This is a genomic window from Streptomyces narbonensis, assembly GCF_014649015.1.
GTDB classification, from domain to species: domain Bacteria; phylum Actinomycetota; class Actinomycetes; order Streptomycetales; family Streptomycetaceae; genus Streptomyces; species Streptomyces narbonensis.
The window spans coordinates 638,862-651,417 of record NZ_BMSF01000001.1 but is presented as its reverse complement, the minus strand read 5'-3'; the positions used below and the strand labels follow the sequence as shown (position 1 = coordinate 651,417).

Below are 12,556 nucleotides of genomic sequence, written 5' to 3'. Positions count from 1 at the left end.
CCCTCGCCTCCCCTCCCACACCTCCCCCGAAGGACCCGCCGCCATGGCCCCGCACACCCTCCTCGTCCACGCCCACCCCCGCTCCGACTCGCTCACCGCCCAGGTCGCCGACCTCGCCCACGCCCGCCTGAAGGACCAGGGAGGGACCGTCGACGTGCTCGATCTGTACGCCGAGGGCTTCGACCCCGTCCTGCGGCCGGCCGACGAGCCGGACTGGGAGGACCGGGAGAAGAGGTACTCGCCCGAGGTCCACGCCCACATGGAGCGCATCCTGGCCGCCGACGACATCGTGGTCGTCTTCCCCGTGTGGTGGATGGCGCCGCCCGCCGTCCTCAAGGGCTGGATCGACCGGGTGTGGAACTACGGCTTCGCCTACGGGCGCAGCAAGCCCCGTCTGGCCGCCAAGCGGATGCTGTGGCTGGCCCTCATGGGCCAGTCCGCCCAGGAGATCGAGGCCCAGGGCCTGTCCGCCGTCGTGGACACCCAACTGCGCCTCGGGGTCTCGGAGTACTGCGGGATCAAGGACGCGTCCGTACGGATCGTGTACGGCACCGAGCTCGCCGGAGTCCCGAAGGACCGGCGCCCGGAGCGCGTCCGGACCCTGCTGGCCGAGGCGGACGCGGCACTGGAAGGAGTGCTCTCGCGATGACCACGACCCGTGACACGGCCCGGCCCGAAGTCTCCCCGCCCCAGGCGGCGCCCGCGAAGGCCGGGGCCCGCCAGTGGCTCGGCCTCGCCGTCCTCCTGCTCCCCGTCACCCTGATGACGGCCGACCTCGGGGTGCTGTGGCTGGCCACCCCGTACCTCTCCGCCGATCTCCGGCCCAGCGGCGCCCAGTTGCTGTGGATCACCGACATCTACGGCTTCCTCACCGCGGCGACCCTCGTCATCATGGGCACCCTCGGGGACCGGCTCGGCCGGCGCAAGCTCCTGATGGCGGGCTCGGCGGGCTTCCTGCTCGCCTCGGTGCTCGCCGCGTACGCCCCGAACGCCGGGACGCTGATCGCGGCCCGCGCCCTCCTCGGGGTGGCCGGCGCGGCGGTCCTGCCGTCCACGCTCGCCCTGATCAGCCACATGTTCGCGGACGCCCGGCAGCGGGCCACGGCCATCGCGATGTGGGTCACCGCCCTCTCCGTCGGCCTCGCTGTCGGACCGATCGTCGGCGGGGTGCTGCTCGCGGCCTGGTGGTGGGGGTCGGTCTTCCTGATGGGCCTGCCGGTCATGCTGATCGCGCTGGTCACGGCCCCACTGCTGCTGCCCGAGTACCGCGACCCGAAGCCGGGCCGGCTCGACGCGGCGAGCGTGGCCCTCTTCCTCCTCGCGGTGCTGCCGCTGGTGTACGGCGTGAAGTCGCTGGCCGCGCACGGCCCGACGGCCGAGGCGGCGGTCGCCTTCGCCCTCGGCGGAGCCTTCACCGCCCTCTTCGCCCGCCGCCAGAACCGGCTCGCGACGCCGCTCCTGGACCTCGGGCTCTTCAGGAGCCGGGCCTTCACGGGCGCACTGCTCGCCCTGCTCCTGGGGATGACCGCGCTGAACGGCGTCGAGTACCTGATCCCGCAGTACCTCCAGTCGGTCGCCGGCCTCTCCCCGCTCGACGCGGGACTGTGGCTGCTGCCGGGGGCGGCCGCCCTGATCGCCGGTTCGCAGCTGACGCCGTTCGTGGCCGCCCGCGTCCGCCCTGCCTTCGTCCTGGCCGGCGGGCTCCTCGTCTCCCTCGTCGGGTACGCGGTGGTCGCCCTGGCCTCCGGGGTGACCGCGGCCGCCCTGGGCCTCGCCGTGATCATGTTCGGCGCGGCGCCGATCAGCGTCCTCGGTACGGCGCTCGCGGTCGGTGCCGCCCCTCCGGAGAAGGCGGGCGCGGCGGCGGCCACCGGGCAGACGGCCTACGACCTGGGGCTGGCCCTGGGGATCGCGGTGACCGGCAGCGTCGCGGTGGCCGTCTACCGCACGGGCATCCCGGCGGACGCCCCGGCGGCGGCCCACGAGAGCCTGGGCGCGGCGCTCTCCCTGACCGACGACGGCGTGATCGCCCAGGCCAGGGAGGCGTTCACCACGGCCCTGCACACGGCCTCGGGGCTGAGCGCGGCCTTCGCCCTGGTGACGGCGGTCGTGGTCCTCACCCTCCTGCGGGGCGTCCCCCGCACGTGAGCCGCTCCCGGGGCCCCCGCACGACCACCGAGAGAGCTCCATCCATTCCCCCGGAGGGCGGTCCGCCCTCCGGGGGAAGTCGGCGTTCCCCGGCCGCGGGGCACCCGGGAGCCGACGGCCGCATGCGTCCTCGGTGGTTCAGGTGCAGGAGCCGAGGGCGTCCGGGTCGACCCCGTCGAGCCGGACGGCCAGGGCGTCGAGCCGTTCCCGCAGGTCGCGGATGTCCTCCAGCGGGAGGCCGGTCGCGGCGGCGATCCGGCGCGGGACGCCGAGCGCCTTCTCCTTCAGCGCGGTCCCTGCGCCGGTCGGCCGCACGGTGACGGACCGCTCGTCCTCGGGGCTGCGGCGCCGCTCGACGTATCCGGCGGCCTCGAGCCGCTTGAGCAGCGGGGACAGGGTCCCCGAGTCGAGCCGCAGCCGCTCCCCGATCCCCTTCACGGGCAGCTCGCCGTGCTCCCAGAGCACGAGCATGACGAGGTACTGGGGATAGGTGAGCCCGAGCTCCTTGAGCGCCTCGCGGTAGACGCCGTTGAAGGCGCGGGTCGCCGCGTGCAGCGAGAAGCAGATCTGGTGGTCGAGCCGGAGGAAATCCTCGTCCGGGACCGTGTCGAGCGTCTCCATGCCTCCAGGATACGCGAGGACACCTCACACGCGATTGAGTTGTGCACAACTGAATCGTGCGCTATCAATAGAGAGGACACCGCAGAGGGAACACCACCCCCGAGGACAGGAACGGAAGAACCATGGACGCGATCTACACCGCAGTCGCCACCGCCAACGGCCGCGAGGGCCGCGCCGTCAGTTCCGACGGCCACATCGACCTCCCGCTCGCCCACCCCCAGGCCCTCGGCGGCAACGGCCTGGGCACCAACCCCGAGCAGCTCTTCGCCGCCGGGTACGCGGCCTGCTTCGCCAGCGCGATGGGCGTCGTCGCCCGCCAGGAGAAGATCGACATCTCCGAGGCCTCGGTCACCGCCGAGGTCTCCATCGGCAAGGACCCGGCGGACGGCGGCTTCGGCCTCGCGGTCGTCATGCGCGCCGAGTTCCCCGACCACCTCCAGGGCGAGGCGGGCCTGGCCCTCCTGGAGAAGACCCACGCCTTCTGCCCGTACTCGAAGGCCACCCGCGGGAACATCGCGGTCGAGCTGGTCGTCGAGTAGTCGGGACGGTTTCGGGGGAGGGAACGGGTGGGGATCCCGCGTACGGGGTGGCGACGCGTCAGGCCCGCGCCATACCCTGAGCGGGGGACCACGGCACCCGAACCGCCCATGTCCGATGGGGAGTCGGGAACTTCGGATCCGTGACGGGGGGGCCATTGTTCAGCGAGAGCCATGTCGCTCATCCACCGGCGCTCGAACACGCGCTGGTGGACCAGATGTGCGCGGTGACGGGTCTCGACACCCCGGACGGACGCGATCTCCTGATCAGCATGCTGGCCGGCCCGTTACCCGAGCTGGGGAACGTCCGCCGGCACGGCCGGACGCGGCTGGACACCCTGGAGATCGTCCGGGCCTGCCTCCGGGAGCCGCGCGGACTGCCCGAGCTGCTCGCCACCCTGGACGTGTACGCCCCCGGCTCCGCCCCCGTCCTGAGGATCAAGGAGCTCGTCGCCGCCCCTCCGGTCCTCGCGGCCCTGCCGGAAGCGGAGTTACGGGACGTCCGCGCGCTGCTGGCCCGCGTCGACCACCTCGACGCGCACGGCGAGCTGTACGCGGCCGCGGGCGACCTCCCCCTCCCCCACCGGCCCGTCGCCACCCTCGGGGAGGCCTTCGACTTCCTCAGCCGGGCCAACGCCCGCCCCGACGGACTGCTCCCCACCATGGTGCTGGTGGAGCAGGTGGCCGTCGCGCTCGACCGGTCGCCCGCCCACGGCCCCACCGCCGTCGGCCTGCGCGAATGGAACGAGGCCCAGGCCGCCAAGCTGGGGCTCGCGGCCCCGCTGGCCGCGATGCGCGCGGAGAGCGACCGGGGCCCGGCGGCACAACCAGCTCCCGCCTGTCTCGTTGTGCAGTTGTGCAAACACGGAATGAGCCCGGACCGGTATCTGCTGTCCCACTGGCGCCAGATCCGTCCGGGGCCGTGGCGCCCGGAGCGCGGCGAGGACCGGGTCGTGACCCTGGCCGAGGTCGGGCCCACCGTGGAGCAGCTCGTCTACCGGGCGGAGAACGACTGGGCCGGGCGCCCCGGCAGCCCCGTGCTGGAGTTCGTCCTCCCCTTCCACCTCCTGAACCATCCGATGGAATGGCTGCAGCTCGGCCCCCGGTCCTCCTTCGCGAGCGCCCTGTGCCTGAGCTACCCCGTCGTGCTGCGCAGCCTGGAGCGCATGCGGGCACCGCAGTTCCACCGGCGGTGGCACAACCGCTGGCAGCAGATGCAGGACAGCCACGACACCGTCTGCCACTGGGACACGGCGGGCAAGCGCGGCCACGACCCCGTCCAGTGGAACAGCAGGCTCACCGCCGACGAGCGGCTCGTCGCCGTCGCGCTCAACGACCCCCCGCTCCAGGGCCCTGGCGGCAGCCGGGACTCCCTGGAGACGGCCCTGCGTTCGGGGGTGCCGATGGCCGTCTGGGACCGCCGCCCCGGGGCACCCGCCGACTTCCGCAAGCGCGCGGCCAAGAAGCTCATGAGGGGTAAGCCGGCCGAGCTGCCGCAGCGCGTCCGGCAGCTGCGGAACGAGGCCGCCACCGCCGCCGCCGCACAGCGCGACGCCCATGTCGGGCGGCATGTCGCGGTGCTGTTCGACGACCCGAACCGCATCGTCGACTGGTCAGGGTCGCCGGGGGCCGGCACCGGGGGCGTACGGGGCGGACACGACGACGAGGGGGAAACATGAGCGGTGTCCAACATCCGGTCGAGAGCGGTCGGAACGGCGGGCACGTCAGCAGCCGCAGCTGGTGGATCTACCGGGGAACCGGCCGCCCGCTGACCGACATCCGCCTCGGCGACATCCTGCCGGCGCCACCCGGCTGGCGGGACTTCGACGGCGGCCCGGTGCTGCCGCCCGTACCGGCCGAGAACGCCGAGAGCGACCGGCGCCTCGGCGTGGTGGGCCGCGCCACGCCCCGGCAGGACGCACACGACATCGACATGATCAACACCGCCCTGCTGCTCCGCAGGCCCCTCCTCGTCACGGGGCGGCCCGGCATCGGCAAGTCCACCCTGGCCTACCTCGTCGCCCGCGAGCTGGGCCTCGGCCGCGTCCTCCACTGGGGCATCACCTCCCGCAGCACCCTGCGCTCCGGGCTGTACGAGTACGACGCCATCGGGCGGGCCCAGGCCTCCCTGGGGCGCGGCCGGTCCGGCCTCCCGGTGCCGCCCCAGGCGACCGGGAGCGGCCCGGAGGAGGGCACGGGCGGGGCGAGGATCGGGGACTTCGTCCGGCTGGGACCGCTGGGCACCGCCCTGCTGCCGTACGAACTCCCCCGCGTCCTGCTCATCGACGAGCTCGACAAGAGCGACATCGACCTGCCGAGCGACCTCCTGCACGTCCTGGAGAACGGCTCGTACGACGTCCCCGAGCTGGTCCGCGCCCGCCATCAGGAGGGCGCGGCACGGGTGTTCACCGACGACCCGGACCAGACGGTCACCGTGACCGACGGACGGGTGAAGTGCCGGGCCTTCCCGTTCATCGTGATCACCAGCAACGGCGAGCGGCAGTTCCCGCCGGCCTTCCTCCGCCGCTGCGTCCGGCTGGACGTCTCCCCGCCGCGCGAGGACCAGCTCGCCGCCATGATCGCCGCCCACTTCCGGGACCAGGGCGGCCGGCCCGACGCCATGATCCGGGCCTTCATGGAGCGCAGCCGGGAGAACGGCGGACTGGCCACGGACCAGCTGCTGAACGCGGTCTTCCTGCGGACGGCCGGCGTCCGGGAGGACGACGAGGCCTGGGGCGAGCTGCTGGACGCGCTCTGGCGCGAACTCTCGGGAGCACCCTGATGGACGACGACGCCCGGCCCGAACCGGAGGCCTTCGAGGTGGCGGAGGCGCTGTGGCTGCACGCGTACCAGACGCTCGCGGCACGGCTTCCCCCGTCCACCGACCCGCCGCGCCCCCGGCCGACGGTGCCGCCCGGCCTCTCCGGACCGCTCGACGGCCACGGGAGCCCCGAGGGACACGAGCCGGCCGACGCCCCCGGGCCGACGGCCGGCTCCGGGCTGCCCGAGAGCCACGGACCGCCGCCCGACAGAGCACCCGACGGGCCACCGGGCGGCACGGCCGACGGGACTCGCAGCGGCCCTGCCGGTGGCGCTCCCGACGGCGGTCCCGGTGGCGCCCCGGGCCCGGGCGCGAACGGCGGCGGTCCCGACCCCGCGCGCGGGCTGCCCGGTTTCCCCTGGCCCAGGGTGGCAACCGGCGGCCCCGACCGGCTCCCGCCCGGGGGCGACGCGGTCTCCGCGTACCCCCTCACGGGCGACTTCCAGGACGTGTACGTCCGGGCCGGCCCCGCACCGGACCTGCGGGACGCGCCCGGCATCGGGCGCTGGCTGCGGCCGCTGAGACAGGTGGTGCCCTCGGCGTCCGAGATCGAGCTGGACGAGGAGGTCACGGCCGAGCGCGCCGCCGAGGACGGGCTGTGGCTGCCCTACCTCCGGTCGGCGGACGAGCGCCGCTTCGACCTCGTCCTCGTGGTCGACGACCACGTGACCATGGCGATCTGGGAGCAGACGGTCGCCGAGTTCACCGCCGTGGTGGAGCAGTCGGGCGCCTTCCGGGACGTCCGGGTCCGCCGCCTGGGCGTGCGCGAGACCGCCGCCGGCGAGGAGGTGGTGCTCCGCGGCCCGTACGGGGAGCGCGGCCCGGCCGGCGACCCCGCCGAGCTCGTCGACAGGACCGGCCGCCGGATCGTCCTCGTCCTGACCGACGCCCTGGCACCGCTGTGGCGGGGCGAGGCCGGCGCGAGGGCCCTGGAGCTGTGGGCGACGGCGGGGCCGACGGCGGTCGTGCACCTGCTGTCCCAGCGGGACTGGCACCGCACCGCCCTGACGCCCCGGCGGGTGCGGCTCCACGGCCCGCGCGCGGGCGCCCGCAACACCGAGCTGTCCGTGCACTTCCCCGAGGCCGAGCGCGACCCGTTCGACCCGCCTCCCTCGACCTGGCGGGTGGCGGTTCCGGTGCTTGAGCTGGACGCCGGCTGGCTGGGCCGCTGGGCCGCGCTCGTGGGCGGTACGGAGCCGGGGTGGACCGACGCGTCGGTCCTGCTCCTCGGCGCGCCCGCCCCGGACGCCTGGGAGGACGAGGAGGTCGAGCCCTGCGCACCGTCGGTGCAGGAGCGCGTCCGCCGCTTCCGCAGCCATGCCACACCCACCGCCTTCCGGCTGGCCACCCATCTGGCCGCCACCGTCCTCGAACCGCGTCTGGTGCGGGACGTCCGGCGCAAGCTGGTGCCGGAGGCCCAACCGGCCCACGTGGCCGAGCTGTTCCTCAGCGGTCTGGTCGAGGAGCTGCCTTCCGAGGAACCGCTCGGCGCCGCCTTCCCGACCCCGCTGGACTTCGTCGACGGGGCTCGCGAGGCGCTGCTGGCGAGCGCGATGCGGGGGGACACCGCGCGGGTGGCGCGCTCGATGTCCGACTTCTACGGCGACCGGTTCGAGGCGGCCAGGGGGCTGCGCGGCGCCCTGCTCGCCCCGGAGGACGTACCCGACCCGCCACTTACGGAGGAAAGCCTTCCGTTCGTCCGGGTCGAGTTGGCCGTGCTCCGCGCCCTCTCCGGGCCTTACCTGGAGCGGGCACAGCGGATCAGCGCGGCCCTTGAGGGCGGCCCGCCGGGAGCGTCGCCCGTACCGGATGCTCCCGCCCCGCCGGGAGCGTCGCTCGTACCGAACGTCGCGCCATTGGTCCACGATATCCGTCATACACCTGAAAATTCCGACACGGGCGGCCTTGCCATGACCGACACCACTGCCAGCCAGCACCAGCGCGAAGACGGAGGGGCCTTGAACGGCACCCCAGTCCAGTCGATTCCTGGCCCGAGTCCCGACGGCCAGTCGGACAACGGGGCGAGCCCTGCCGCCGGCGCGACGACTCCCGCCCACGGCACGCCGATCCCCGGCCCGGCCGCCCCCCAGCCCCAGCCGCCGACCCACTCGCGCCTGTCCGTACCCGCCGTCTGGGGCAACGTCCCTCCGAACAACCCCAACTTCGTCGGCCGCGAGGACCTCCTCACCCAGGTCCGCGAGCAGCTGCTGACCGGCGACACCTCGGCGGTGCTGCCCCACACGCTCCACGGCATGGGCGGTGTCGGAAAGTCGCAGATCGCCATCGAGTACGTCTACCGGTACGCGTCCGACTACGACATCGTCTGGTGGATCCCCTCCGAACAGCCCACGATGATCCTGACCGCGCTCACCGAACTCGCCCAGCGGATGGGCCTGAACGCGGGCAGCGAGGCCAACCGGGCCGTTCCCGCCGTCCGCGAGGCACTGCGGCGCGGCGACCCGTACAGCAGGTGGCTGCTCGTCTTCGACAACGCCGAGAACGTGGAGGCCGTGCGCCCCTACTTCCCGACGGGCGGCACGGGCAAGATCCTGATCACCTCCCGGAACCAGGAGTGGGACCGGGTCGCCCGGACGCTCTCCGTCGACGTCTTCTCCCGCGAGGAGAGCAAGTCGCTGCTCCGCCGGCGCGCCCGCGACCTGACCGACGAGGACGCCGACAAGCTCGCCGAGGCCCTGGGCGACCTCCCGCTCGCCATCGAGCAGGCGGCGGCCTGGCAGGCCGTGACCGGCATGGCCGTGCCCGAGTACCTGCGGCTGATCAACGAGAAGATCGCCGAGCTGATGCTCGAACTCGTCCCGTCGCCCGACTACCCCATGTCGGTGGCCGCCGCCTGGGACGTCAGCCTGCGCCAGCTCGAACAGCGCAACCCGTCCGCGCTCCAACTCCTCCAGGTCTGCTCCTTCTTCGCCCCCGAGCCGATCTCCCGCTCCCTGTTCAACAACTCACGGAGCACCACGATCGCCCCCGAGCTGGACGACGCCCTGCGGCATCCGATCAAACTCGGCCGGGCCATCCGGGAGATCAACGTCTACGCCCTGGCCCGCATCGAGCACCGGCACGACACGATCCAGCTGCACCGACTGGTCCAGGCCGTGCTGGTCAACCGCATGTCCCCACAGCAGCAGGCGGACATGCGGCACGGCGCCCATCTGCTCCTCGCCGACGCCAACCCCAACAGCCCCGCCTCGCGCGAACTGTGGCCGCGCTACCAGGCACTGCTCCCGCACGTGGTGGTGTCCCGGGCCGTGGAGTGCGAGTCGCCATGGGTGCGCGGCCTCGTCCGGGGCATGGTGGAGTTCCTCTACGTCTGGGGCGAGCACAAGGGCTCGGCGGCGATGGCCCGCGAGGCGCTGGAGATCTGGACCGAGAAGTTCGGCCCCGAGGACCAGCAGACGCTGGAGATGGCGAAGTGGCTGGCCTTCACCCTGCGCGTGCTCGGTGAGTACCAGGAGGCCGCCGCGATGATGCAGCGCACGGCCGACACGTACGTCCGGACCGCCGGCGAGGACGACGAGGGCACCCTCGACGCCCTCATCCAGCTGTGCACCGGCCTGCGGCTGCGGGCCGAGATGGCGCGGGGTCTGGAGATCAACCGGTCGGTGTACGAGCGTTCCCTGCGGGCCTTCGGCGAGGACGACCCGGCCACCCTCCGCGCGGCCCACAGCCTGGGCGTCGGCCTGCGGCTGATGGGGCTGTACCGGGAGGCTCGCGTGTACGACACGGAGACGGCCCGGCTGCGCGCCCTCAACCTGGGCGAGAACCACTTCGACACCCTGAACACGCTGAGCGGCCTGTCGATCGACATCCGCGAGACCGGCGACTACCTGGAGGCCGCGGCCCACCAGGAGGACGTCTACGCCCGCTACATCGCAGCCTTCGGTGAGGACAACCCCACCACCCTCAGCTGTGGCCGCGTCCTCTCGGTGTGCCGCCGCCGCGCGGGGGACCACGAAGGGGCGCTGGAGCTCTCGGAGACGGTGTGGACGAAGTTCGTGAACCGCTTCGGGCCCGACCACCCGGACGCCGTCGCCTGCGGGGCCAACCTGGTCGTCGACCTGCGGCAGGACGGCCAGCTGCGGCGCTCGCGGGAGCTCGGTGAGGCGACCGTCGACCGCTACGCGGCGACGCTCGGACCCGACCACCCCTACACGCTGTCGGCCCGCACCAACCTGGCCATCACCCTGCGGCAGCTCGGTGACCTCGACGCCGCCGGGGAGCATCTCGCGGCGGCCCTGTCGGGGATGCGCGACTCGCTGGGCGACGCGCACATCCTCACGCTGACCACGGCCATCGGCGCGGCCAGCCAGTACGCGGCCGAGGGGCGATTCGCGGAGGCCCTGGAGCTGGACGAGAAGACCCTGGAGATCCTTTCCCGCGACCACGGCGAGGACCACCCGACCACGCTGGCCTGCGCCAACAACGTCGTCCTGGACCTGCGTTCGCTGGGCCGCGACGCCGAGGCCACGGTCCTGCACACCGAGACCCTGACCCGCTACCGTCGCCGGCTCGGCGAGGACCACCCGGCGATCGCCGCCTCGGCCGGCGGACGTCGGGCGGACGTCGACATCGCACCCGTGCCCTTCTAGGGGGTGTCCTGTCGATCAGGCCGGATCAGGGAGCGGCGTCCGGTGCGGTGCATCGCAAGGCGCCGGAGCGACTGAGTAGCGGAGCTATTCAGGCGTTTCGGCAACGCGGCGAGGTGCCGTGCCGGACGTCGCGAGCCCGGCATGATCGGCAAGACACCCCCCTAGGACCTCTCCGGTTACGGGGAGGAGCACGGGCCACGCACGACGGGCCGGCCGGATCGCGAGACCCGGCCGGCCCGTCGGCGTACACGCCCTTGCGCCGCCGGCCCGTTACGGCAGTGGCGCTGCCTCCGCGTCCGCCGCGGGCACCGGCCCCGCCTTGGCCCCCTGGCCCGAGAGGGTCCCCGGGGGCGTGCCGGTGCTCGTCGGGCGGCCCTTGGCGGGCCTGCGCAGCAGTCTGATCAGCGGCCCCGCGGCGGCGGTGGTCAGGAGCGCCATCACGACCAGGAGGGCGTAGAGCCGGGGGCCGATCACCCCGGCCGCCAACCCGACGTTGAGCACGATGAGTTCGGTGAGCCCGCGGGTGTTGAGCAGGACGCCGATCAGCAGCGAGTCCCGCCAGGGGATGCGGGCGCCACGCGCCGAGAGCGTGCCGGAGGCCACCTTGCCGACCACCGCGGCGGCGCATATCACCACCAGGAGCAGCAGGTCGGAGCCGTGCAGCCCGTCGAGCGCGACCGCCATCCCGGAGACCGCGAAGAACACCGGGAGCAGCAGGCCCCCGGCGTCCTGGAGCGGGCGCAGCAGGCTGCCGTCCGGGGCGCCGTCGGAGCGGCGGGGCATCACGACCCCGGCCAGCAGGGCGCCGAAGATGACGTGCAGGCCGAGCGCGTTGGTGGCCCAGGCCGATGCCAGCGCGACGGAGACGGCAACGGGGACCTGGTGGGACACGCGGGTACCGGCCCGCTCCTTCCACCAGGCCAGCAGGGGGCGTACGACGAAGAGCATCACCAGGACGTACACGGCCAGCAGGGCGGCCTTGACCAGCCAGTCCCGCAGCGAGCCCTGCGCGCCGCCCACCAGCACCACGGCGAGGACGGGCCAGCTCAGCGCGTCGATGACCCCGGCGGCGGCCATCGCGACCGTGCCGGGGACGGTCCCGGACAGCCCCTGGTCCTTGATGATGCTCGCGAGCACCGGGACCGCCGTGATGGAGAGGGCCACGGCCATGTAGAGGGTGAAGGTGGCGTCGACCGGGCGCCCGTCGTTGACCGCCGCGAAGGCCTCCGGGAGAAGGAGCACGAGACCGGCGCCCATCGCCATGGGGACGACGAAGCCGCCCAGGGAGACGGTGGCCACCGCACGCCGGCCGCGCAGGAGTCCCAGGTCCAGTTCGTATCCGACGGCGAACAGGAACAGGACCAGGGCCACTTGGGCGAAGGAGGTCAGGATGGGCTGGATCTCCGCCGGGAAGAGCGTCTCGTAGACCCGGCCCGGGAGCAGTCCCAGGAGGCTGGGGCCCAGCGCGATGCCTGCGAAGAGCTGGCCCACGACCGGCGGTTGCCCCAACCTGCGGGCCGCCGCGCCCAGGGCGGAGGAGGTCGCGATCACCACGGTGAGAGCTGCGACGACATGCGTGACGACGGAGTCCGAACTCACCGGCACACCCCTTCTGGCATATGCCGCCCACTGTGGCACAGTCCCTACGGAGTGTAGCCGCCGACGCGCCAAGTGGCCTATCGTGGAAGCCATTTGGCGTATGCCGCCACGGACGGGGGGTCAGCATGACGACGGTGCTGTTCGTACACGGCACGGGCGTGCGAGAGCCGGGATTCACCGGAACCCTGGAGCTGGTGCGGGAGGGATTGCGGCCCTTACGGCCC

8 protein-coding genes are annotated in these 12,556 nt (G+C 73.4%); 6 read left to right on the top strand and 2 right to left on the bottom strand.

Features of this window, described 5'->3' with window-relative positions; genetic code table 11:
* The first annotated feature begins 43 nt into the window (after positions 1-43).
* On the top strand, positions 44-649 hold the full coding sequence (locus tag IE124_RS02785; RefSeq protein ID WP_189504373.1) for an NAD(P)H oxidoreductase: 606 nt from the start codon (positions 44-46) through the stop codon (positions 647-649).
* The gene (locus IE124_RS02780; protein WP_189504371.1) at positions 646-2,148 is read left to right on the top strand and encodes an MFS transporter; all 1,503 of its coding nucleotides are present in this window, start codon (positions 646-648) and stop codon (positions 2,146-2,148) included. Before IE124_RS02785 ends, IE124_RS02780 begins: the two co-directional genes overlap by 4 nt.
* Before the next feature lie 138 nt (positions 2,149-2,286).
* On the opposite strand, the gene IE124_RS02775 is transcribed toward IE124_RS02780, so the two are convergent.
* Complete coding sequence (locus IE124_RS02775; protein WP_189504368.1) at positions 2,287-2,769, bottom strand: MarR family winged helix-turn-helix transcriptional regulator; 483 nt, start codon at positions 2,767-2,769, stop codon at positions 2,287-2,289.
* 122 nt (positions 2,770-2,891) lie between these two features.
* On the opposite strand from IE124_RS02775, the gene IE124_RS02770 reads away from it, so the two are divergent.
* From IE124_RS02770 to fxsT, 4 genes are all read left to right on the top strand, one after another.
* The gene (locus tag IE124_RS02770) at positions 2,892-3,308 is read left to right on the top strand and encodes an organic hydroperoxide resistance protein (protein WP_189504366.1); all 417 of its coding nucleotides are present in this window, start codon (positions 2,892-2,894) and stop codon (positions 3,306-3,308) included.
* 155 nt (positions 3,309-3,463) lie between these two features.
* Positions 3,464-4,984 carry a VMAP-C domain-containing protein gene (locus IE124_RS02765; RefSeq protein ID WP_189504364.1) on the top strand — a complete coding sequence of 507 codons (1,521 nt, stop codon included), beginning with the start codon at positions 3,464-3,466 and terminating at the stop codon, positions 4,982-4,984.
* Complete coding sequence (locus tag IE124_RS02760) at positions 4,981-6,087, top strand: AAA family ATPase (protein WP_189504362.1); 1,107 nt, start codon at positions 4,981-4,983, stop codon at positions 6,085-6,087. Before IE124_RS02765 ends, IE124_RS02760 begins: the two co-directional genes overlap by 4 nt.
* Positions 6,087-10,733, top strand: a complete 4,647-nt coding sequence (gene fxsT / locus IE124_RS02755; RefSeq protein WP_189504360.1) for an FxSxx-COOH system tetratricopeptide repeat protein — start codon at positions 6,087-6,089, stop codon at positions 10,731-10,733. The genes IE124_RS02760 and fxsT overlap by 1 nt, the downstream gene beginning before the upstream one ends.
* Before the next feature lie 270 nt (positions 10,734-11,003).
* Here fxsT and IE124_RS02750 read toward each other — a convergent pair whose 3' ends face one another.
* Positions 11,004-12,332, bottom strand: coding sequence for a cation:proton antiporter (locus IE124_RS02750; protein WP_189504357.1), 1,329 nt, complete (start codon positions 12,330-12,332; stop codon positions 11,004-11,006).
* Between the last annotated feature and the right edge of the window lie 224 nt (positions 12,333-12,556).